The 23,246-nt window shown below is 41.5% G+C and carries 25 protein-coding genes and 1 tRNA gene; 7 read left to right on the top strand and 19 right to left on the bottom strand.

Going from position 1 to position 23,246, the window contains the following annotated elements; genetic code table 11:
• Nucleotides 1–48: 48 nt before the first annotated feature.
• The 13 genes from flgL to VRK28_RS12690 form a co-directional block, all read right to left on the bottom strand.
• Complete coding sequence (gene flgL, locus VRK28_RS12750; protein ID WP_062566779.1) at nt 49–1,281, bottom strand: flagellar hook-associated protein FlgL; 1,233 nt, start codon at nt 1,279–1,281, stop codon at nt 49–51.
• 2 nt (nt 1,282–1,283) lie between these two features.
• Entirely contained in the window at nt 1,284–3,293 is a 2,010-nt protein-coding gene (gene flgK / locus VRK28_RS12745; RefSeq protein WP_332394024.1) for a flagellar hook-associated protein FlgK, read from the bottom strand.
• Between the two features lie 13 nt (nt 3,294–3,306).
• Nucleotides 3,307–4,275, bottom strand: a complete 969-nt coding sequence (gene flgJ, locus VRK28_RS12740; protein WP_253108990.1) for a flagellar assembly peptidoglycan hydrolase FlgJ — start codon at nt 4,273–4,275, stop codon at nt 3,307–3,309.
• Nucleotides 4,276–4,469: 194 nt separating this feature from the next.
• Nucleotides 4,470–5,564 carry a flagellar basal body P-ring protein FlgI gene (locus VRK28_RS12735; protein WP_054562215.1) on the bottom strand — a complete coding sequence of 365 codons (1,095 nt, stop codon included), beginning with the start codon at nt 5,562–5,564 and terminating at the stop codon, nt 4,470–4,472.
• 12 nt (nt 5,565–5,576) lie between these two features.
• On the bottom strand, nt 5,577–6,260 hold the full coding sequence (gene flgH, locus VRK28_RS12730; RefSeq protein WP_054562216.1) for a flagellar basal body L-ring protein FlgH: 684 nt from the start codon (nt 6,258–6,260) through the stop codon (nt 5,577–5,579).
• A gap of 15 nt (nt 6,261–6,275) precedes the next feature.
• Nucleotides 6,276–7,064, bottom strand: coding sequence for a flagellar basal-body rod protein FlgG (gene flgG / locus VRK28_RS12725; RefSeq protein ID WP_054553306.1), 789 nt, complete (start codon nt 7,062–7,064; stop codon nt 6,276–6,278).
• A gap of 21 nt (nt 7,065–7,085) precedes the next feature.
• Nucleotides 7,086–7,850, bottom strand: a complete 765-nt coding sequence (locus VRK28_RS12720; protein WP_054553307.1) for a flagellar basal body rod protein FlgF — start codon at nt 7,848–7,850, stop codon at nt 7,086–7,088.
• A 160-nt stretch (nt 7,851–8,010) separates the two neighbouring features.
• On the bottom strand, nt 8,011–9,378 hold the full coding sequence (gene flgE, locus VRK28_RS12715; RefSeq protein WP_058586421.1) for a flagellar hook protein FlgE: 1,368 nt from the start codon (nt 9,376–9,378) through the stop codon (nt 8,011–8,013).
• 51 nt (nt 9,379–9,429) lie between these two features.
• On the bottom strand, nt 9,430–10,110 hold the full coding sequence (locus tag VRK28_RS12710; RefSeq protein ID WP_062566777.1) for a flagellar hook assembly protein FlgD: 681 nt from the start codon (nt 10,108–10,110) through the stop codon (nt 9,430–9,432).
• Between the two features lie 13 nt (nt 10,111–10,123).
• Nucleotides 10,124–10,555, bottom strand: a complete 432-nt coding sequence (gene flgC / locus VRK28_RS12705) for a flagellar basal body rod protein FlgC (protein ID WP_058586423.1) — start codon at nt 10,553–10,555, stop codon at nt 10,124–10,126.
• Between the two features lie 2 nt (nt 10,556–10,557).
• Nucleotides 10,558–10,968 (bottom strand): flagellar basal body rod protein FlgB, encoded by a 411-nt coding sequence (flgB, locus tag VRK28_RS12700; RefSeq protein WP_054562220.1) that lies wholly within the window; start codon nt 10,966–10,968, stop codon nt 10,558–10,560.
• Between the two features lie 135 nt (nt 10,969–11,103).
• Nucleotides 11,104–11,934, bottom strand: coding sequence for a CheR family methyltransferase (locus VRK28_RS12695; RefSeq protein WP_054562221.1), 831 nt, complete (start codon nt 11,932–11,934; stop codon nt 11,104–11,106).
• Between the two features lie 21 nt (nt 11,935–11,955).
• Complete coding sequence (locus VRK28_RS12690; protein WP_054562222.1) at nt 11,956–12,888, bottom strand: chemotaxis protein; 933 nt, start codon at nt 12,886–12,888, stop codon at nt 11,956–11,958.
• Nucleotides 12,889–13,030: 142 nt separating this feature from the next.
• Between VRK28_RS12690 and flgA the strand changes: the two genes are divergently transcribed.
• The 3 genes from flgA (at nt 13,031) to flgN (ending at nt 14,558) form a co-directional block, all read left to right on the top strand.
• Nucleotides 13,031–13,735: a flagellar basal body P-ring formation chaperone FlgA gene (flgA, locus tag VRK28_RS12685; protein ID WP_058586425.1), complete on the top strand. Its 705-nt coding sequence runs from the start codon at nt 13,031–13,033 to the stop codon at nt 13,733–13,735.
• 78 nt (nt 13,736–13,813) lie between these two features.
• The gene (gene flgM, locus VRK28_RS12680) at nt 13,814–14,134 is read left to right on the top strand and encodes a flagellar biosynthesis anti-sigma factor FlgM (protein ID WP_054553314.1); all 321 of its coding nucleotides are present in this window, start codon (nt 13,814–13,816) and stop codon (nt 14,132–14,134) included.
• The gene (gene flgN / locus VRK28_RS12675; protein WP_054562224.1) at nt 14,127–14,558 is read left to right on the top strand and encodes a flagellar protein FlgN; all 432 of its coding nucleotides are present in this window, start codon (nt 14,127–14,129) and stop codon (nt 14,556–14,558) included. The genes flgM and flgN overlap by 8 nt, the downstream gene beginning before the upstream one ends.
• A gap of 113 nt (nt 14,559–14,671) precedes the next feature.
• Here the strand turns inward: flgN and VRK28_RS12670 are convergent, their stop codons facing one another.
• Nucleotides 14,672–15,130, bottom strand: a complete 459-nt coding sequence (locus VRK28_RS12670) for an LPP20 family lipoprotein (RefSeq protein WP_062566776.1) — start codon at nt 15,128–15,130, stop codon at nt 14,672–14,674.
• Nucleotides 15,131–15,240: 110 nt separating this feature from the next.
• Between VRK28_RS12670 and VRK28_RS12665 the strand changes: the two genes are divergently transcribed.
• Nucleotides 15,241–16,431 (top strand): flagellar assembly protein FlgT, encoded by a 1,191-nt coding sequence (locus VRK28_RS12665; protein WP_062566775.1) that lies wholly within the window; start codon nt 15,241–15,243, stop codon nt 16,429–16,431.
• Here VRK28_RS12665 and VRK28_RS12660 read toward each other — a convergent pair.
• On the bottom strand, nt 16,414–17,313 hold the full coding sequence (locus VRK28_RS12660) for a LysR substrate-binding domain-containing protein (protein ID WP_062566774.1): 900 nt from the start codon (nt 17,311–17,313) through the stop codon (nt 16,414–16,416). The two genes, VRK28_RS12665 and VRK28_RS12660, sit on opposite strands and share 18 nt — an antisense overlap.
• Before the next feature lie 109 nt (nt 17,314–17,422).
• On the opposite strand from VRK28_RS12660, the gene VRK28_RS12655 reads away from it, so the two are divergent.
• From VRK28_RS12655 to VRK28_RS12645, 3 genes are all read left to right on the top strand, one after another.
• The gene (locus tag VRK28_RS12655) at nt 17,423–18,151 is read left to right on the top strand and encodes a glutathione peroxidase (RefSeq protein WP_062566773.1); all 729 of its coding nucleotides are present in this window, start codon (nt 17,423–17,425) and stop codon (nt 18,149–18,151) included.
• Between the two features lie 232 nt (nt 18,152–18,383).
• Entirely contained in the window at nt 18,384–19,817 is a 1,434-nt protein-coding gene (nhaD, locus tag VRK28_RS12650; protein ID WP_082422933.1) for a sodium:proton antiporter NhaD, read from the top strand.
• 181 nt (nt 19,818–19,998) lie between these two features.
• Nucleotides 19,999–21,063, top strand: coding sequence for a zinc-binding dehydrogenase (locus tag VRK28_RS12645; RefSeq protein ID WP_062566772.1), 1,065 nt, complete (start codon nt 19,999–20,001; stop codon nt 21,061–21,063).
• A gap of 25 nt (nt 21,064–21,088) precedes the next feature.
• On the opposite strand, the gene VRK28_RS12640 is transcribed toward VRK28_RS12645, so the two are convergent.
• The 4 genes from VRK28_RS12640 to VRK28_RS12625 all read right to left on the bottom strand — a co-directional run bounded on the left by VRK28_RS12640 (nt 21,089) and on the right by VRK28_RS12625 (nt 23,246).
• Nucleotides 21,089–21,163, bottom strand: a tRNA-Arg gene (locus tag VRK28_RS12640).
• A gap of 131 nt (nt 21,164–21,294) precedes the next feature.
• Nucleotides 21,295–21,960: a FlgO family outer membrane protein gene (locus VRK28_RS12635; RefSeq protein ID WP_062566771.1), complete on the bottom strand. Its 666-nt coding sequence runs from the start codon at nt 21,958–21,960 to the stop codon at nt 21,295–21,297.
• A 3-nt stretch (nt 21,961–21,963) separates the two neighbouring features.
• Nucleotides 21,964–22,638: a FlgO family outer membrane protein gene (locus tag VRK28_RS12630; protein ID WP_062566770.1), complete on the bottom strand. Its 675-nt coding sequence runs from the start codon at nt 22,636–22,638 to the stop codon at nt 21,964–21,966.
• Between the two features lie 14 nt (nt 22,639–22,652).
• The gene (locus VRK28_RS12625) at nt 22,653–23,246 is read right to left on the bottom strand and encodes a FlgO family outer membrane protein (protein ID WP_055020737.1); all 594 of its coding nucleotides are present in this window, start codon (nt 23,244–23,246) and stop codon (nt 22,653–22,655) included.

Below are 23,246 nucleotides of genomic sequence, written 5' to 3'. Positions count from 1 at the left end.
GGAAGGTTTTATAGGTTAAGCTTATTAAATAAGCTTAACCTACATAAATTATAAGTAATCAAATAATGAGAGGTTAGCCAAACGGCCAAATGTTGCCTGTGCAGCTTGCAGTGATGTTTCTTGTTTGGTGAGTTCAGTAATCGCTTCAGCCATATCAAGCTCAACAAGCTCAGCTTTAGCAGCTTTATTGCTAGTATCTAAGTCACTATTAGATTGTTCGATTTTTTTGGCCGTATTTAACCGACCACCCAAACCGGCCTGAACAAGTGAAACCTGATTTTTGGCATTATCGAGTTGTACGATGGCATCAGCTAAAACTTGATCAAACTCTTCTTGGGTTAAATCAGGATTGGTTAGTCCTGCTATCAGATCGTCCAAGGTATTTAACGCATTTTCTTTTTGTGGCGCTTCAAGGTCTACGTCGATTTGGCCGTTTGCAACAGGCGAAACAGAAATTTCCATACCTTGATATTCGATTTTACCGTTTTCAAAGCTGCCGCTGTCAATTGTTACACCTGCTTGCTGCACAACAAATGTATTAGGTGTGCCTGTGGTGGTAATAAAGCTTAGTGTATTGGCATTTGCCGCTGCAGCAGGATCAGCGTTGTAATTTGCCTGATGGAATTTATCGAAATCAGCTTGCTCAGTAACATAAATTTTTGAGCTTGTAATACCGCCCGAAACTGTGCCATCGTTTGAAGCTACATTTAGGCGTGCATTTACTTTTTCGAATGTATCAAAACCATTGTCACTTGATTTGATTTCTACACCTTCAGCTACTTTGATCTTGTGTTGCCCCTGATCGCCACCATATTCATAGCGTCCAGAAGTACTATTGTAACTATAAGATGGGGTATTATCTTGGTAACCCGAAAAGATAAATTTACCGTCTTCGGTCTTTGCATTCATCAAATCAAGTACCGTACTTTGCAATGCTTTAACTTCTTCAGCAATACCTTCACGGTCGATATCACTATAGGCACCGTTACCAGCTTGAATCGATAACGTATACGCGGACTCAAGTGCGCCTTTAATATTTTGCAGCACACTTTCTTCTGTTGTTAGGCGGCTATTCAGCATAGTAATGTTTTTTGTGAACTGCTCATTACCCTGAATGCGATCTGTATAAAGTAACGCGCGAGCCGTTGCGGAAGGATCGTCAGCAGCAGTCAATACACGCTTTTGAGTATTAACCTGCTCTTGCGCTTTGTTTACATTTTGTTGTGAGTTAAGAATAGAGTTAAGGTTATTCTTATACATCATGTTATTTGAAATACGCATAATTACCTCGCCGCACTTAATAAGGTGTCAAAAATAGTACGTGCTGTTGAAAGTACCTGTGCCGATGCAGCATATGATTGTTGAAAGCGCAGTAAGTTTGCCGCTTCTTCATCAAGGTTTACACCTGATAGTGATTCATACCAAGCTTCTGACTGATCAGCTAGTGCTGTAAAGGCCGCACCATTCGTTTGGGCTTGACTAGTCACTACACCAATATCAGTGACAATGCCTGAATAGGCCTGATTAAACGTTTTATGATTATCGGCTGTACTACTTGCTTCAACATTTTGACGTACTAGCTCACCATTTTGTAAATCGGCCAATAGCAAACCATTACGGTTATCATCAAAACCACCAGTGTTAAACTCTACTGTGAAGGTGTCACCTGTTGCAGGTGATCCTTCAATATTAAAGTCAAAACCGTAGGTATCGTAAGGCGCCCCTGCTTGAGCAAGAATATTCTCAGCAGGCGGTGTTATGGTAAACGTCGATGTACCGTTACCATCTGTAATTTGATACTCGTTAGCATTCGCCGTTTTCACGAGTGTGATATCGCCATTCGCCAAACTCGGTGGAGGACCCACGGTAATACCCGTTGAGTTGTCAATATCGGACACTGTGCCAGCAGAAATACTTGCATCACTGGTATTATTGATATCGTTCGCAGTTCGAATAGGTGATGCTAACGCTAAATCTTCAGGACGTTCAGTTGCAAGCTCTAAGCTAGTTGCAGCCTGAGAGTTCAACTTAACCATAAATTGGTCACCAGTATTTGCAGCACCTGATACGTTGAGTTGTAAACCAAACGCTTCACCACCTGTAATAGTTGATGAGTCAATCACACCGGCAGTCACATTTGCTGTAGATGCGGTGCCAATGGGTTCACCTTTATTATCGATTGCCTGAATCTCAACAGTGGTGGCACTGGTATAAGTAACGATAAAGTCACTTGCTGGCAATTCGCTGCCTTTACCAGGTTCAAGGGTTGCCGTCATTGTTGATGTGCCCGTATTGGCTTGATAACCAAACGCATCTACCGTTGGAATAGCAAAAATATCGCCGCCAATTTCACCATTAGCGTCCATACCTAAGCTATTTTGTTGGTTAAAGGCATCGGCTAATGCTAAGCCCATTTGACCAAGTTGGTTTTGCGCTGGCACTAAAATATCGTCACGAAATGCCAGTAAGCCACCAATTTTGCCTTTCAATTTACTCACATCAACTTCAAGCGGCACGGCTTTGCCACCGTTTACATCAAGTTTTAATTCTTTAAAGTTCGGATCTGGATCGCCACTGAATGAAAACAGGTTAAATGTGCCACTTTGCATTACAAGTGCTTGACCAGAGCCTAAATACACTTGTTTCTCGCCGTTATTACCATCGAGTGTTTCAATATCAATCAGCTCAGATAGATCACGAATTGCTTTATCACGTTCATTATATAAACCACTTGATACTGACTCACGATCAGTACCATGAAACGAAGCAATCTTGGTATTTAAATCACTGATATTTTGGATCAGGTTATTTGCTTCATCTGAAAAGATTTCTAGCTGCTCATTTACTACTGCTTTTTGGTCAACCACAATGCTCGATAATCTGTCCATTTGATCAATCAAATTTTGTGCATCCGTCATGACCAGTGAACGAGCTACTGTTGATGACGGTTGGTTTAAGCTTTCTTGTACATTGTTAAAAAACGAATTTACGCTCGTTGATAAGCTGTTTGACTCTTCTGAAAACAAGCTATCTACACGGCTTGCTTCAGTTACAAACTGATCAAAGAACGCTTTATTAGAGGTATCTCTATTTAATTGCTTTTGTGCAAATTCATTTAGTAAGCGATACGTTTCACCACGGCCGACTTGGTTATCGATCATGGTTGTGAACTCAGTACGCTCACGTACATAGCCCTCGGTATTAACGTTGGCGATGTTTTTACTGGTGGTTTGTAAAAGCTCAGAGTTAGCTCTTACACCGGCATTTGCTATGTCATATAAGCTAAATGACATGAGGGTCTACTCCTTAACGTACCAATGAAGCAGCGACGCTTTGAAGCTCAACGCGCTTCAATACCTGCTTAATTTTATCGGCATAATTTGGATCTGTTGCATAGCCTGCTTTTTGTAACGAATCTAAAAAGGCTGCAGGTTCTGCGGTATTATTAAGTGCTTCTTGATAACGTGGGTTTTCATTTAAAAAATCCACAAAGTCGTTCACACTATCTTTAATCGATTGATAAGAGCGAAAACTTGCTTGCTTTTTAACTGGCACACCTTGTTCAAACTCAAGCGTGACTTTGCTTGCTTTATCACCTTGCCAGCTCCTATCCGATTTAATATTGAATAAGTTGTTACTACTTGTGCCATCAGCTTTACTGATGATGTGTTTACCCCACCCCGTCTCAAGTGCTGCTTGAGCAACCATCACAGCTGGGTTTAAGCCAATTTTCTCAGCCGCATTTTTAGCGTGCTCCCAAACAGAGCTAATGAAAGACTCAGCATCTTCAAAGCGGTTTTCTGATTGCTCGTTCGCTGATGTATCCTCGACAGCTTGTGGTTTAGCCTTAGCCTCAGTAGTGCTATCAACAACACCGCTTGCGCGTTTATCACTATCAAAGTCAGCCGTCGTTCTTAGTACAGAACCTGGTGTAAACTCTTTACCGTCTGGCGAGAGTTGCTGAACAATCAAGTCAGCTAGACCCAACGAGCCATTTGATGAAAGCTCAACCGACATTTGTTGGTCATGCATCTCTTCAAAAAATTTAACGCCGCTTGAATTAAATGGGCTGTCTTTGTCTTCAAACGCTTCATTTGCTTTACGCATACTTTTAAGCAGCATCTGAGTGAAGATAGATTCAAATTGTGCCGCCGCTTTTTTCAGCGCCTCTTTTGACGCATCGCTAGAGGCATCACTTTTTAAGGCATTTTGACGTAATGAGTCTAAGTTGCCTAAATCAAAAAAGTTTTGCTTGTCGAGATGATTAGTATCCATCAGCTTTTTGACACAATAGTTAATAATGAAAATTAAAATGCAAAAATTGCGCCAATAAAAAACTTTATAAATGAATGGCTAATAACTTATACAGGAATGGAGTAACTTCAGAGCCAAGATTTTGGCTGATGTTTATACACTGAACGATTTAAGAATTACTAAAACAAAAAACGCGCTCGAAAGCGCGTTTTAATTTAAATGATAACCAGTTGCCCGTTTATCGCCCCCGCTTCTTTTAAAGCTTCAAGGATTGCCATTAAATCACCCGGTGCGGCCCCAACTTCATTGATTGCACGCACGAGATCATCAAGATTAACACCTGGATTAAATACAAAAGCACGTGAATCATCTTCGTTCACATCAATAATACTTTGATTGGTAACCGTGGTTTCACCATCACTTAAAGCATTTGGCTGTGACACATTTTGCTGCTCAGCAATGGTGACCGTTAAACCACCATGTGTAATCGCCGCTGGCTGTAGCTTCACGTTTTTGCCAATCACTATTGTGCCTGTGCGAGAGTTCACAATAATTTTTGCTGCTGTGTCTGCTGGCTTAAACTCTAAGTTTTCAAGTGTCGACAAATAAGCAACACGTTGAGAAGCATCACGCGGTGCTAACACTCGTACTGAAGCTGCATCGATTGCCTGAGCGCTATCAGGGCCCACTAAATCATTAATCGTTTGCTCTAAGCGTTTAGCCGTTGTGAAATCAGGACGATTTAAATTAAAGGTAATGTAGTCACCTTGCATAAACGGGCTCTTAATAGCACGCTCTACAATGGCACCGTTTGGAATACGGCCCACTGTGGGTGTGTTAATAATTACACGGCTACCGTCTGCTCCTTCGGCACCTAGGCCACCAACGACTAAGCTGCCTTGTGCAATCGCATAGGTATTACCATCAACCCCTTTTAGGAAGGTTTGTAATAAAGTACCGCCACGTAAACTACCGGCACTACCGATAGACGAAACCGTAATATCAATGGTTTGACCGGGTTTTCTAAATGCCGGTAACTCTGCATGCACAGCCACAGCTGCAACATTTTTAATCTTAGGTTTTAAGCTATCAGGTAAGGTAATACCAAAACCATTCAGCATGGCTTTAAAGCTTTGTTGAGTAAATCGGCTTTGTTCACCTGTGCCAGGCAAACCGACAACCAAACCATAACCCACTAATTGATTTGCGCGCACGCCCTCAACCATAGATACATCTTTGACTCGCTCAGCCTGTGCAGAAAACTGCAGGCTAATTAAGCAAAGAGCGATGATGTATTTAAACCCATTCATGACTTTATTCCTCTAAAATGGGAAAAGCGAACTACTAAAGAAACGAGACAGCCAACCTGCACTTTGCGTTTCTTGAATTTGCCCTTTACCTGAGTATTGAATTCGCGCATTAGCAATACGGTTTGATGTGACCGTGTTATCTGCTTGCACATCTTCAGGACGAACTAAGCCTTCAAGGCGAATAAATTCTTCACCGGTATTCAAAGTAAGCCATTTTTCACCACGAATAACCAAGTTTCCATTAGGTAAAACACGCATCACATTGACAGAAATATCACCAAATAAGCTATTTGATTGGTTAGACTTTGAATCACCTTTAAACGATGCCCCAGAACCAATACCAAACTGAATGCTATCACCACCAATATTCACAGGATTGCCACCAAGCCCAATAACAGGGTCTAAACTAGCGTCCGTTTCTTTATCGGTTTCGGTTTTAGCGGCTTTGGTGGCTTGCGTTGATTCTTGCAATTTAACCGTGATGATATCACCAGCGCGCAATGCCTTTTTATCTGAGTACAAGTCATCTGCTGAATAACTATCAAACAACGAACCCGTTGGTACCATTGGCTCTGTTGTTGGCTCCGGATACATAGGCGCATAGTAAGGGTCATCCTGAACCACATGATGATTTTGCGTTGTCATACAACCACCCAGCATTAATGCTGCCGATGTGACTAAGATAATATTACGCATGCTGCCTCCTACCCATTAAAGCTGTTGATTGATGTAACTAAGCATTTCATCAACCGCTGAAATCACTTTTGAATTCATTTCATAAATTCGTTGCGTTTCGATCAAGTTAACGAGTTCTTCTGTTACATTCACATTAGACGTTTCTAGAGAACCTTGAACCACAGTACCTAAACCATCGATACCTGGGTTCCCTTGCACAGGTGCACCACTCACAGCGGTTTCGGTGTACAAGTTTTGCCCCATTGGCTCAAGACCTGATGGATTAATAAAGTCACTAATTGTTAGCTGACCAATTACCACGTTCTCTGCTTGTCCTGAAATACGTACCGACACTTCACCGTCTTGCGAAACAGTAATTGATTGTGCATCGTCTGGTACGTTCATTTCTGGCTGTAATGGAAAACCCGCACCAGAAGTTACAATGCGACCATCTTCGTCAGTGGTGAATTGACCATTACGTGAGTATGCAATGTTGCCATCTGGTAATTGCACTTCAAAGAAACCCGGGCCTGAAATCATCCAGTCCAATGAATTTTCTGTGGTAAGCATGTTACCTTGTGAAAAGTTCTTTTGGTTAGCAACCACTTTGGCACCGGCACCAAGCATTAAACCCGATGGCATTTCAGTGTCTTGAGATGAACGACCACCTGGTTGATTGATGTTTTGATATAGTAAATCTTCAAATACGGCGCGGCTTTTTTTATAGCCGACCGTGCTGGCATTCGCGAGATTATTTGAGATCACCGAAATATCGGTTTGTTGGGCGTCAAGCCCGGTTTTACTGATCCATAATGCAGGATTCATAACTCTACCCTCTCAGTCATCTTAAACAATGCGTAACAGCTGATCTTGACGCTCGTCGAGCTCTTCGGCTGTTTTCATTAATTTAACTTGTAATTCAAATTGGCGTTGATTGCTGATCATGTCGACCATTTCATGCACTGGGTTTACGTTCGACATTTCAAGCGTACCCGACAGTACTTTTACGTTTGGTGAAATATCACAAAAACCACAAAGGTCATTGACCAACATGTCTTCTTTTGGTCGAAATAAACCGTCATTACCTTTTTCAAGCTGAGTGTTATCAGCCTCAATCACTTTTAAGCGATCAACCACTTCCAAAAAGTTTGCTGGCGCTCCTTGTGGGCGAACCTGAATAGCACCGTCTTCACTAAACTCAACTTTCTCGATAGGTAATGGCAAAATGATTGGACCACCTTCGCCAATTACTTGACGGCCATGGCTAGTGATCAACGCGCCATCTGGAGTAATGTTTAATGTGCCAGTTTTGGTGTACGCCTCATTGCCTGATGCATCTTGTACACTCAACCAACCACGGTCACTCATCGCGATATCAAGCTCGCGGCCAGTTTCAACAAAACCACCCGATTCCATATTAGATCCAGGGCGTTCTTGCATTGCAAACACCCTAGATGGCAGACCTTCACCGAAGGCTTGCATAGAGCGAGCTTGTGCAAAATCAGCTTTAAAGCCAGTGGTGTTAGCATTAGCAAGGTTGTTGGCCTTGAGTTCAAGACCTCGCAAACTTTGCTTAGCACCCGACATGGCAATGTAGACCATTTTGTCCATAACATTGACTCACTAAAAATACGATAACTAAGAAATGCAATAAAAGTGCCAAAGTAAAATTGACACTAAAATAGAAGAGAAAAATGAATAATTAGAATGAAAAAAGGCTGCCAATAGAGGGAGCAGCCTTCGTGTCGGATTAAGCTTAGAGCCGTTAAAATTAACGGATCTGTAGGATGTTTTGCTGTAGTGTTGAGTTAACCTCAAGCGCACGTGAATTTGCTTGGAAGTTACGCTGCGCACTAATCAAGTCAACAAGTTCGTTAGTTAGGTTTACGTTTGATTGTTCAAGCGCAGATGAGTTAATTGAACCCAAGGTACCTGAACCTGGTTCGCCAGCAATAGGCTCACCTGACGTTAAACTCTTCTTCCAAGAAGTATCACCCACTTGTTGTAAACCCTGTGAGTTCGAAAAGCGTACCATGGCAACTTGACCTAAGAATGAAGTGTCACCATTACTGTATGAAGCAACAATTTTACCGTCAGAACCGATATCGATACCCGATAGACGACCTACAGTCGCACCATCTTGTTCCAGTGCTTTTACTTCAAAGTTACTAGCATATTGAGTAGGTACTTTATTCGCTGTTGCCGCTTCATCACGCCAGTTCATCGTTACATCATCAGGGAAACTAGCACCATTAGATAGTAAGTCAGATAAACCTGTCGCAGCGCCTGCGCCATTTGGTAAAGTTAATGGGTTAAATGATGCATCAGTATTAGCAACACCATCCGTGTTAAGTGGTAAACCACTTGAATCAAATTGGAATGTAGTTAGTGGTGTATAAGGCGTTGTTGTTTGCTCTACACCACTTGCATCAAATGGTTTTTCATCCAGTGTGGCGTATACTTGCCACTCATTGTCATTACCTGTCACAGCTGCATCAGTTTTAACGAAGAAGAACTGTAAAATATGTGGCTCACCTAATGAATCATACACAGTTGTTGATGTTGAACTATTATATGTAGCACTTGATTCAGGATCAAACGGTGTCACTGTTGGCGCAGAGGCACGTGAATCAAGGTTAAATGATGAATAAACATTCGTGGTTGCACGAGGTGAACCTGATGCATCAGGAATTTGTAACGCTGAAGATGTACTTAAGCTAACAGAAGTGGTATCACCAGTTGCTTCATCAACAGGGAAACCTTGTAAGTAGTTACCGCTTGCATCAACAATAAAGTTATCCTGATTTAATTTAAACGCACCTGCACGAGTATATGTGAAGTCTTGCGCACCTAGGTCATTCGCCATTGCGAAATAACCTTCACCAGTGATCGCTAAGTCAAGAGAGTTATTTGTGAAAGATAACGAACCTTGGTGGAATTGCTGTGCCACCATTGTCGTTCTTACACCGTCACCATTTTTTGTTTTACCAGAACTAAATACTGATGATGCGTATACATCAGCGAACTCTGCACGAGACTCTTTAAAGCCTGTAGTGTTCACGTTAGCAATATTATTTGCTGTAACGTCTAAATCTTTTTGCGCGGCTGCTAAGCCTGTTAATGCAATATTGAAGCTCATAACTCACCTCTAACCTATCTCTTAGCCTAAGCTAACCCAAACCTTTTTTACTTATGCGATTTCAGCTATATCAGTTAGCCTAACCGCACCCTCTTTTGTATTTACGATAATGCCGCTTGCGCCATTAATATTGACACTTTCAATATTCTTAAAGGTCGCCATTGGCATACTGCTGTAGTCTCCATTTACAAAGCCTTCAGCACTGATGTCATATTCACCTTCAGGTAGCACATTGCCATCATTGTCTTTACCATCCCATTCAAAACGAAGTGCACCCGCTGACTGAGAACCTAATTCAATGGTACGCACTAACTGGCCTGATGAATCCGTTATTCTTAGCGTTAAAGATTCAACAGCGGTTTCTGCAACCACAGAACCTTTAGCGAGATTTTCGCCATCAAAATCAATGGTGTCAGACTCAAGTAACGCTTGCTTACCAACAAGCGTTGAAGCCTGTAAGGCAGAGTTAGATGTCATTGATGCAGTGAGTGATTCAAACTTCTCATTTAAGTTTGAAATACCCTCAGCCATAGTGAAATTCGTCATCTGCGCAATCATTTGATCGTTGTCAGCTGGCTTGCTTGGGTCTTGAAACGACAACTGTTGTGTTAAAAGTGAGAAGAAGTCTTCTTGCGTTAAAGTATCATCTTTCTCTTCTGTTTTATTTTGATTGTCTTGCCAACGTAAATTATCTAAATACGTTGATGACGCACTGCTGATGTCGTTACTCATAACTTATCCTCGGTTACCGCTGCCCAAGCAACAGTGTTTTACTTAACATTTGCTTAGCTGCATCAGCAACTTGCACATTTGTTTGGTAAGAGCGAGAGGCTGAAATCATATTTGCCATTTCTTCTACAACATTAACGTTAGGTTTGTAGATATAACCATTTTCATCCGCACTTGGGTGGTTCGGGTTATATTCAATTTGCAGAGGTTTATCGCTCTCTACAACACCTAATACTTTAACGCCAACAGAAGAGCCCTGAGGATTGCTTTGTGATGATGACGCTTTAGTCAGCTCTGCAGCAAAAACAGGATGGCGCGCTCGGTATGTCTGATCTTGGCTGGAACTAATCGTATTCGCATTCGAGATATTACTGGCTGTGGTATTTAAGCGAACATTTTGTGCACTCATACCGGTTGCTGAAATATCAAAAACATTATACAAACTCATGATTAAGCTCCTTGACTACCGAGGGCTTTTTTAAGGCCTTTAATTTTACTACTCATAAATTGCAGGCTTGCCTGATACTCTAATGAGTTCTGTACATACAAGTTTCGTTCCACTTGTATATCGACTGAGTTACCATCACCTGTATCTGCTTGATTTGGCGTACGAAACATTTCTGCACTGCCAACAAAACGACTGCCCCCGGCAATATGTTTAGCATCGGTTCTTACCATGCTATTGCCGCCTTGCTGGTTGCTTTTTGCCGCTTTTAATGCCGAGGCAAAATCGATATCTTTCGCTTTATAGCCCGGCGTATCAGCATTAGCGATATTTGTCGCTAATAACTCAGCGCGTTGTGAACGGATCAACATCGCATGAGGATGAACACCAAATGCTTTATCAAAACTGATAGCCATAACCATCTCCAAAAAATTGACTCTGTAGTGGTTAATGCAAAAGCTAAGCCAAAAATTTAGGAGTGATTTAATTTATATAAGAGACTGAAAAATAGGTAAATTTAGCAACCTAAGGGCTAGGTTGCTAAGGAGAGTTTACTTTTTCTGATAGATGATACCGGGGTTACAACGAACCATATCAAAGCTATCACTTAAGCCCGCCATTGATTCTGACGCACCTAAAAACAGGTAACCTTTCGGGTTTAAAGCTTGAGCAAATTGCGAAATGATTTTAGCTTTTACTTCTGGTGAAAAGTAAATTAACACATTACGGCAAAATATGATGTCAAACTTGCCCATTAGGGCATATGAATCGAGTAAGTTTAAATGTCTAAAGCTGACCATTTTACGTATAGGGTCAACTACCTGAGCCATTCCATTACCGCTGTCCTTGAAGAACTTTTGACGACGCTCCATCGACAAGCCACGAGCAAGGGCTAGCGAGTCATACTCAGCATTCTTGCACATATCAAGCATGGTATTAGAGATATCAGTGCCAATAATTTGCGCACCCATCTTTAATACGCCTGGGTTTTTAGATTGGAACTCGGCAACCGACATGGCAATTGAGTACGGCTCTTGTCCTGATGAACTTGCCGCTGACCATATCTTTAGTGGCCTACGCACATCTTTAAGCTCAGGAAATAGTTTTGTTTTCAATAACTCAAACGGATATTGGTCACGAAACCAAAGCGTTTCATTGGTTGTCATCGCATCAACGACAGCGGCACGAAGCTGCCTCTCATGAGGGCTTAGTGTTTTACTTACCAACTGTGATAAAGACTCAACATTAAAACGCGCCATAAGCGGCGCAAGGCGGCTTTTAACTAAATAAAGTTTATTATCGCCAAGCACAATGCCACATTGTTGCTCTAAAAAAGAGCGGAATTGATCGTATTCGCTTTGTTGTAAATGCTTATTTTCCAAAGTAATACCACCTATAAATAATTAATCACAATGAACCCACTTCTTCACAGCTGTCGCTAATTCATCTGGGTTAAATTTTGCAATAAAATCATCAGCACCCACTTTTTCGATCATTGCTTGGTTAAACACCCCACTTAAAGAGGTATGCAAGATCACATGCAAAGGTGATAATTTTGGATCAGCCTTAATTTCAGCGGTTAAGGTATAACCGTCCATTTCTGGCATTTCTACATCAGATATTAATAGACCAACACGTTCAGTAATATCATTTTGACAATCGAGCTGAGCAATCTCTCTTAAACGTAAAAGCGCTTCTTTTCCGTTTTTAGCTAGTTCAGTTTGTACACCTAGAGGTTCAAGCGCACGCTTAACTTGGTTTCGAGCTACTGCAGAGTCATCAGCAATAAAGACAATACGCTCACCTAAGTCACGCTGAATCTCACCTTCACCAACTACTTCAGCACTCACTTCAGTGTTAACTGGGCAAATTTCGTTTAATATCTTTTCTACATCGAGAATTTCAACTAATTCGTTTTCAATCTCAGTGACCGCAGTTAGGTAAGAATAACGTCCGGCTCCCGAAGGCGGCGGCATTATTTTTTCCCAGTTCATATTCACGATGCGTTCAACACCACCAACTAAAAACCCTTGCACTGAACGGTTGTACTCAGCAATGATGATAAAACTGTCTTTGATATTTTCAATTGCAGGGCCACCTACAGCCATCGATAAATCAATAACAGAGATAGTTTGACCACGGATATGCGCAACACCGCGAATGTACGCATTTGATTTAGGCATGTTAGTAAGTGGTGGACATTGCAGAACCTCTCTTACTTTAAACACGTTTATACCAAAGCGTTGTCGCCCTCTGAGTTTGAATAATAGTAATTCAAGGCGGTTTTGCCCAACCAACTGAGTACGCTGGTTAACTGAGTCTAAAATGCCTGCCATTTCAATCTCCTAAAGATAAACAATCAGAGCTGGAACAATAATTGCCTTCTTTGTGTTAAAGCTACATAAGGTTACAAAGCGTCTGTTTTTTGACGCAAAATATTTATACCTTGTTTTCAACCATAAGCATAGTCGAAACAATATGAGTTTGTTAAAAAAAAGCCGAAGATACAGTGTTTTTTATTTTCTTACTAGCCTGTTGTTTACAACACAACTACAGGCAGAAGTTTATAATACCGAGCAACTTCAACAAATCGCCATCGATTTTGTTAGCGAGCAGCTCCCTGATCTGGACACCACACCTCAAATTAGTGCTTTACCATTAGATAGTCGCATTCCTGAGAGGTTATGTGAGTCACCAATTAACAAAGAGTTACCAACAGAGCCTCCTTTTAATCGGCAGGTAACTGTACAACTTAAGTGCCAAGATTTAAATAGTTGGACCCAATACGTTCACGTGCGCATTATTGAGCTAGAACCTGTGGTTGTTGTTACCACTAATTTAGCCCGTGGAGAGGTCATTCGCCCTGAACATTTACGCCTCGAAATGAAGCCAAAGCAATTTGTTAGAACGCAATATGTTCAAGATGAGGCTATACTTATTGGCAGTCGCAGTAAGCGTAACTTGCGTGATGGTAGTCCGATTGTAATGAGCCAGGTTTGTATGGTTTGTAAAGGCGATAATGTAACTATCTATGCTTCATTACGCGGCTTAAGAATTAAAACCACCGGAATTGCTCTAGAAGATGGCACGTTAGACGAATTAGTACGTGTAAAAAACAAAAAATCAGGTAAAGTATTAAATGCACGTGTGGATGGGGTCGAGTCTGTACAAGTAAATATTTAATTTTTTATATTTATGCTAAAGTATCCGCTGTGCCCGCCGATATATAGGCATATGTTGGGTAATGTATAGGTCAAAATTATGGTAAGCAATGTCAATAATGGTCAACAACAGCCTTCTGTGTTGACAAATACCAAGCAAAAAAAGCTTGATTTACAAAAAGATAATGCTAATGCAGCCGCTGCAAAATCGGCCGCACCAAAAGCAAGTGCAGATTCTGTGAGCTTAACTCCTCAAGCTAAGCAGCTAAAATCTTTGCAAGAAAAAGCAGAGCAATCATCTGGCTTTGATAGCAATAAAGTGGCTGAGCTGAAAAAGGCAATCAGTGAAGGTAAATACCAAATTGATGCTGAAAAGCTAGCAAAGAACATCGCTGCATTCGAGTTTGATGTCTATGGCTGATCATAATCATTTAATAGCTAGCAAATTAACACAACAAGTTTCTTGCTTGGAGTCTATTGCTGCGCTGTTAGATGATGAGTTGACAGCCATTGCTGCAAAGCGTGGTGACGGATTAAAGAGTATTGCCCAACAAAAAATCTCTTTGCTCCAACAAATTCAAACCATTGATAAAGAAGTGCAAAAGCTTGTTGCGCACAACGAATCGCAAGATGACGAAGTAAGTGCACTCATTAAGCAAGTAAATACTCTCCTAGCAAGCTGCAAGAAGAAAAATGATGTAAACGCTCACGCGGCCCATCAAGCACAGTTGAGTGTTAAGCAACTTAAAGATATTTTAATCGGTGCACCATCATCGATGACCTACGACCAAGGCGGCAGCGTGATTCAAGGCGATAAGAAAATCGTTCACAACTTGAAAGCCTAAATACTATTTCATTAAAAAAGCGCGATAACTAAGTTATCGCGCTTTTTTAATGCTTGCAGAATTTGCTGGACTTATGCGGCAAGCCAATAGGTTACAACTAGACTAAGTTGCACCTAATAATATGTTACTTTTTTCACTTGGCGCGGTTTTACTTCGCCGATGTATAAATCGTGCACTCGCTTCATATCAAGCTGTAATTCAGTTGCGTAGGTATCCCCTACCGCATAGGTTTTAATAACCTGTGCGCCTTTAATCACACCTTGTACTTGGCTTTGTAATTGATCGTTATGAGCAATACTATTTTGCACTGTGGTGCCTGCGGAAATTCTTTGCCCGTAAACTTGCTCAGCAAGCTCGCGGTAAGCTTCAAGCTTTGAGGCTTTAATCGCAAGTAGAGTACGCTGCGATTCATTGTTACCTGGTTGAGCACTAATTGGCGCATAACCCACGGCTTTTAGCACTGGGTAGCTATCTGGCTCAATGTAAGTGTATTCTACATGTTTATCAAAAATACTACTGCAGCCGGTTAATGCTGCGCAGGCAACCAGCCCACCGAATAGAAGTGCTCGCATAATTTGCTTCCGCTTAAAACTCTTTGGCTACAAATATGCACGTTTAATGCCACTGTGGTACAGTCCTTGCTCATTTAGGTTATTCATTGGTTTTAATGCTAGGTGTCAGCATGAAAAATAAAACAATAGCCAGCTTAAAAGGCCTTGGCTTAGCCTTTACAATTTTGTTTTCTAACAATAGCTTAGCTCAGTGGTTTGAATCTACAGGCCATGCAGTTGTAAAAAATGGCGATACGAGCCAAGCCAAATCTGCCGCCATTAAAGACGCCATAACTCAGGCTTTAGTGTTTTCTGGCGCTCGAGTAACCTCTGTACAGACCTTAGTTGACGGGGTTTTGACGCAAGATCAGCTGAAAATAAGCAGCCATGGTGAAATCCAGAAAATAGAATTGATCAGCGAAGACCGCCATAACGACACCTATGCCATCACGCTTCGCCTCGATATTTTTGCTCAAGCAGAAGAATGCCCTGCAAACCAATACACAAAATTTATTGCTGTGACACAAAGCCAACTCGCCAATCGCGAGCAAGCGCGTATGGGCCAAATTTTTGACGTAAACAAAGCCATTAGTGAACACTTATATGCCAGCTTAAGTAATACGCAAATGGCAGCTAAACCGACAGCCTATTACAATATGCCTTTGCGAGTAGATCATTTTTTCACTCAGCAATACGATTACAGTAATGCGCTACTTGAAGAGATCACTAGCCGCAGTAACTCGCAATATGTATTACTGAGCCGTATTCGTGATTTATCAGTTAACCATAAGATCAACAACGATTATGCATTTTGGCAAGATGATAGTTTCAAGCGTGCATACAAAGTAGATTACGTCTTATTTGATGGCACCACTTACGAAAAGCTCTGGCAAAAAAGCTACCAAACAGAAGGTATTTGGCCGTATAAAAAGACTGAGATCATCGATGTATATAGCGACCGATTTTGGGCAACTGACTATGGCCAAGCTATTAGCGATATAAACCAAACCCTAACCTATGACTTACAAGCAGCTATGGCCTGCTTACCCACGCAAGGTAAAATACTGCATATAGAAAACGGCAGGCTAATCATCAACTTGGGTAAGGCGCATGGGCTTGAGCAAGGGCAAATTTTAAATATTGCCCATCATAATTACCTAACGGATGCACAGGGTAATAAGCTCCCGCACAAAATCACTACACTTAATCAGGTAAAAGTGACTCAGCTTTATCAGCAATCAGCGGTTGCCATGAGTATAGATAAGCAACCACTGCCTAACATTCAAATTAACGATATTGTTGAATTAGCTGCTAGTGAGTAAATGAGCTTGTAGGCCTTCATGAGCATTTAGCCAACTAGCTAATTGCTCAACGCCTGCTATATGTGGGTAGTGTTTACGAGTTGCAATGACAACTTGGCGTTGCTGATTTGGTGTTATAGCTAAATACTTCACTCCTTCACGTGGTGTACATGCAAGCTTAGGAACAAAGGTTACCCCATCATCCATTGCCACCAACGCGAGTAAGGTTTCAATACTGTTACCTTTATATTGGTTCGAGACTTCAACCCCAGCTGAAAAACAAAATTGCTCTGCTTGCTCTTTAAAGCAATGCCCTTCGTTTAACATTAATAAGTCACATTCATGTAATTGAGCCAACGCAACTTCAGTATGTTTTGCTAAAGCGTGTTGCTCAGAAACTGCAACTAAGAAGTCTTCTTTATAAAGCGGTGACACATGATAAGGCGCTAAATCAGCCACATCAGCAACAATTGCAATATCAATCTCACCATTATCAAGAGCCACCAGCGTTTGCGCTGTTTGCATTTCTATAAATGAAAACTGGGTTTCACTAAAGGCCTGCTTCATAGAAGTTAAGAGTGTTGGCAGTAAATAAGGTGCAATGGTAGGAATAATACCTACATTGATTTTACCCTTTAGTGGGTCATGTGAGCTGGCGGCTATTTCTTTAAGCACTTGGGTTTGATCTAGGATCAGTGTGATCTGCTTAAGAAGTTGTTCACCTTGCACAGTCAACGTGACCTGCTTTGTTGAACGGTCAAAAATAACAACCCCCAGCTCTTGTTCAAGCTTTTTAACTTGCCCGCTTAATGTCGGTTGGCTGACATAGCAAGCATCAGCTGCTTTTCTGAAGTGCTTGTATTGTGCAACCGCTTTTACGTATTCAAAGTCTTTTAAATTCATATCACACCCCCAATAGCTTTTACCTATCATACTAATACAAACAAACGATTGGAGCTATCGAAAATTTAATCGCATAATGGCACTCAACAAATCAAGAGGAATCAAAACAATGTTAAACAATATTGAAGGCCAAAAAGTACCAAACGTTACATTCGCAACACGTGTAGACGAGCAGTGGAAATCAATGACCACTGACGAAATTTTTAAAGGTAAAACAGTTGTGCTATTTGCATTACCAGGTGCATTTACACCAACATGTTCATCAACTCACTTGCCACGTTATAACGAGCTTGCGGCTGTATTTAAACAAAACGGTGTTGATGACATTGTCTGTATTTCTGTAAACGATACCTTCGTAATGAATGCATGGGCACAAAACCAAGAAGCGCAAAATATCACTTTATTGCCAGACGGCAACGGCGAATTTACCGACGGCATGGGTATGCTAGTCGATAAAAACGACTTAGGTTTTGGTAAGCGTAGCTGGCGTTATTCTATGCTAGTTAAAGACGGCGTTATCGAAAAAATGTTCATCGAGCCACAAAAGCCTGGCGACCCGTTTGAAGTGTCTGATGCAGATACCATGCTCGAATACATTAACCCAGCACAGGTAAAACCAGAATCTGTGAGCATTATTACTAAGCCTAATTGTCCGTTCTGTACAAAAGCTAAAGCGTTACTAGAGGCCAAAGGTTATGTGTACGAAGAAATTGTATTAGGTCAACACGCTTCACTAACTAGTTTAAAAGCGATTTCTGGTCGTGAAACAGTTCCGCAAGTATTCATAGGCGGTGAGCACATTGGTGGCTCTGACGATTTAGAAAAACACTTTGCATAATTTTCAAGTTAGGGCTGCTAATTGCAGCCCTTTATTATTTTAAAACCACAACACATTGATTAAATAATAAATTATATAACTGGTCTGCTCTCGCCATCACCCGTATTTATATTCAAAATACCAACATCTTAGTTACCAATTTGTTACATAAAGCAAAGAATGAATCTAAAATGTCTGCAGCTACATTTACTTAAACCGTAACGAAATTAAGATGATTTAATTGGAATATACAATGAAAAAACTAACACAAGGATTGCTCCTTTCCTTGCTATGTTTCGGTGGCCAAGCTCATGCTGCGTCAACTGGTACTATCGATTTACTTACCCACCCTGTTGGCATTATCTGCCTTGTTATTTTTATCTTTGCTTATGTGCTCGTCATACTCGAAGAAAAAATTCACTTACGCAAATCAAAACCCGTATTGGTTGCAGCCGGGATTATTTGGACCCTTATTGCTTGGCAGTACAGTGCACAAAACTTATCTGATCTTAGCACCGACGCATTTCGTCACGCCTTGTTAGAATTTTCGGAGTTAATGCTATTTTTGCTCGTTGCGATGACCTACATCAACGCACTAGAAGAGCGTCGTTTATTTGATGGTCTAAGAAGTTGGTTGGTTGCGAGGGGCTTTAGCTACAAACAATTATTTTGGATAAGCGGTGTACTGGCATTTTGTATTTCACCTGTAGCCGATAACTTAACTACTGCCCTACTTTTATGCGCAGTGGTAATGAAGGTAGCAGCAAATGATAACCGCTTCATTGCTATGTCGTGCGTCAATATTGTAATAGCCGCAAATGCCGGTGGCGCATTCAGCCCATTTGGTGACATCACGACACTGATGGTTTGGCAAGCCGATGTTGTTGCCTTTACCGAGTTCTTTGTTTTATTCCTACCAGCTTTAGTCAGCTATATTATTCCTGCATTTGTTATGTCTTTATTTATCAATAACCGTCACCCGGATACGGCCGATGAAGATATTGAACTTAAACGGGGTGCGCTTCGCATATTGTGCTTATTCTTACTGACAATACTCACCGCGGTGGTGCTAAAAACCGCCTTTGGTTTACCACCGGTTGTGGGCATGATGATGGGCCTTGGCTATTTACAATTTTTTGGTTACTTCTTACGCGTGACACTCCCCGGCTCTCTTGCTAGAAAGCGTGCGATGGCAGAGCGCGAAGGTGATAAAGAACGCTTATCTCGCTTAGGTAACGTTGTTCCTTTTGATGTATTTAGCCGTGTATCGAGAGCCGAGTGGGACACGCTCTTGTTCTTCTATGGCATCGTTATTTGTGTTGGAGGCTTAGGGTTTATCGGCTACTTAGCGCTGCTTTCTGACTTACTTTATAACAACTGGTCTGCTACCGGTGCGAACATTATTCTTGGTTTAATGTCAGCGGTAGTCGATAACATTCCAGTGATGTTTGCAGTGTTACAAATGATGCCTGATATGTCGCACGGTCAATGGCTGCTTATTACGCTAACAGCAGGAATTGGTGGCAGCCTGTTATCAATTGGCTCTGCGGCAGGAGTTGCACTAATGGGTCAAGCGCGAGGGATATACACCTTTAATAGCCACTTAAAATGGTCGCCGGTCATTTTACTAGGTTACTTTGCTGGAGTATTAACTCATTTATACCTCAATACAGCCTACTTCGGCTAAACCTTAATAAAGTAAAAACCCTTATCACTTTGAGGGTTTTTACTTTAAATATTCCACAATGAGCAGTTTATAAACAGCAGTGTCGTAATAAGCTGTGTTTTTGTCGCAAAAAGTCAAGATTAAGACAGGCGCTTTACTTTAGTCTAATAATTCACAAATAAGGTGAATTGAGGACACACATATGAGCCAAATGAATTCTGTTGCCATGCAAAATGGCAAGCTGCATGTAAAACAAATTGATATCCCTACACCTGGACCCGGCCAAGTACTGGTAAAAAGCCTAGCTTGCGGCATTTGCGGTTCTGATATTCATATAACCCGCCACACCAGCGATGTATTCGATATCTATAAAAACCTTGGCATCATGGCTAAAGATGCAGGCGATGACCAAGAAGTATTATTAGGCCATGAATATGCGGCTGAAATCGTTAGCTACGGCCCAAATACTAAAGGCGAATTAGCGAAAGGCACCCGTGTCACCTCAGTACCAATTTTACTTTCTGCGGGCGGCGCTGGCGTAGGTGTAACCCCAGGGCTATATGGTGCCTATTCTGAATACTTTATTGTTGATGAAGCCTTAATATTACCTATTCCTGATGCTGTTCCATCAGAAGCGGCAGCCATTACAGAACCACTTGCTGTTGGCCTGCACGCAGTGAACCGCGCACAAATGAATAATGATGATGTTGCCATTGTGGTTGGTTGTGGCCCAATTGGCCTTGCCGCGATTGCCGCGTTAAAGCTTCAAGGCGTAAAACACATCATTGCCTCTGATCCACAAGAGAGCAAAAAACAAATTGCCCTTGAATTTGGCGCCACAGAATATGTTAACCCTATGGAAGGTGATGAAGTTGCTAAAGCCGCAGAACTTGCGGGTAACAATAAGGTGGTTATTTTTGAATGTGCCGGTGTAAGCCGCTTATTGAACGACTACATTTTACGTGCACCAGCAAAAGCAAAAATCATTGTAACGGGTGTACATACCGCGCCACTCAACGTTAACTTTGCCTATGCCACAGTGAAAGAGTTAGACCTTATTTTCTCTTATTACTACCAGCCAGAAGAGTTTGCACAATCACTTGAGAACATCGCGTCAGGCAAAATTGCATGGCAAAAAATGCGTACTGGTAAAGTCGGCATAGACGGCGTACAAGGTGCGTTTGATACCTTATTTAAACCAAACGACCATATCAAAATCATCATTGAACCATGGCGCACAGGCGAGCTTGAAAAAGTAACGGGTTAATTTAATTGGGGCTGCTGAAGAAACTTGGTAGCCCCTACAGGAATCGAACCTGTAACTGCCCCTTAGGAGGGGGCCGTTATATCCATTTAACTAAGAGGCCACTCAAAAGCTGAGGTAAAGCTTACAGCTTACAGCTTACAGCTTACGGAAAATTATAACGGTCTAAGGCTTTGGTAATCAAGAGAATAAACCAATCGACTTGTGAGTAAGTCGATTGGCAAAATAATGAGGCTAGTTAACGCTAGCCGTTGCTGATTTGATTGACTCATTTTTTAACACAAAATATGGGATCACTTTTTGTGCGCTGGCAATAACCAGCTTTGAGTTTAAATTAATTACTCGAGCATTCACTTCAACACCATTTGGGCGGTATATCAGCGTGCCTGTAAGTACATGGCTCGCGATGCGACGCTCGGCTAACTCTTCTACATCTCGCGACATCACAAAATCACCACGTGATGTCACACTAATGATATCCATCGCTTTAAAATCAACAACGCCAAAGCCAAATTTTTGCAGCTGATGCATCATTGTTTCAGAGAGTTGATTACCAAGTTGAGAGCTATTTTTTAGGCTCGCATCTAAATCAACAAAGCTAGTTATGGCTATTCCTAACTCGCTTTCTTGTTGCATGGTATCCACTAACTCAAGGGCCATTTGCTCGACATAATTAACAACGGTTTTATGATGTTGATAAGGCACAAATAAACGATGGTTAGCGTTATCCTGCTGCATATCATTTTGTTCAAGCGCTTGTAGCATAGCAACGTAATCGACTTGAGTATTTGCTGATGCAGGTACATTTTGAGCTGTATTTTGCGGCTCTGCTGATTGCTCCGGCAGCAATTGGCAGCCAGATAGTGCGAGCGTTAACGATGCTAAGATAAAACCTTTCATAGCTTACTCACTTGCTTGTTTTAGTGTAATACCATCACTGCGGTTGGTACTATCAAGGGCATCAACCACTGATTGCGGGATAAAACCTTGCGCTGACCCTACAACTGCTTTGCTTGCTAAACCAACAATACGTGCATTCACGAGCACACCACTTTGATGATTAACCAAAGTACCTGCCAATACATAATTGAAGTTTTGGTCTTGGCTAAGCTCTAAATAATCACGACTGAAAACATAATCACCACTTGGCGTAACACGCATATAATCCGTGGTTTTAAAATCAATGACAGGCACACCAAACGCATGAAGTTCATGAATGAAGCTTTCGGCAATTTGATTACCTAGCAGATTCGTTGAGTTGTAATCTGCATCAAGGTATATGAAGCTTGAAACAGCAACCGGCGTGCTATCACTAACATATTGCAAGTTTTCAACAAGATCCTGCATGATGCCACGCACATAGTGATTAATATTTTTACGCGTTGGTGCTGCTGTAAAGGTGCTATTATTCATCACCGCCTGATTGGTTTGAAACACACTGTCGTTACTATGTGGCGCGGCGACTTCTCTTTGCGCAGCTAACTGAGGATCATTTTCGTGTTGTGTTGCATCACCAGTTAACATTGACGAGCAACCAAAGCCAAACGGCAAACATAAAGTTAAAATTAAACGTTTCATTAAATGAGTTCCTCTTAATATTCGCTTCGATACAACTGGCCATCACGTTGCTGAACTTTTTCAGCGCCCCACATTACATTGATAGGGATCTCAGTGCTTGCTGCTGATACTATTCGCAGATCTTTGGTATTTACCAATCGGGCGTTAACTATGTAGGCATGTTGTTGCCGCGTCAGTGTGCCGGTAATAACAAAGTCAATATTCTGACGTTGACGTAAGGTATTTACATCACGACTAAGTACACTATCGGCCGATTGCTGCAAATTTAAAGTATTTTCTAATCGATACTCAATGGTATGAAAACCAAGCTGAGTAAATTGCGTTAATAAACTTTCTTGAATTTGCTGACTCAAGCCACTGCCCTGATCTTCAGCTAAATCAGTACCTAAGCCATCAGCCATATAAAAACTGGTCACAGCAATACGTGCATTGCCTTTGTAAGGGCCTTGAATACGGCTCAGCTGACTACTTAAATCAGCAACGTATTGATGCACCGTATAAGGTGCCATCGGCGATTTTGGGGTTTCTCTAGGGGGCGTTTTTTGTGGCTCTTCAGTTAAGCTACAACCCACCAACACTAAAAAAACTGAATAAAATAACAGGCGCAT

The sequence above is a fragment of the Pseudoalteromonas sp. P80D2 genome, assembly GCF_036680945.1.
GTDB classification, from domain to species: domain Bacteria; phylum Pseudomonadota; class Gammaproteobacteria; order Enterobacterales; family Alteromonadaceae; genus Pseudoalteromonas; species Pseudoalteromonas shioyasakiensis.
This window is presented reverse-complemented; position numbering and strand designations above follow the sequence as displayed.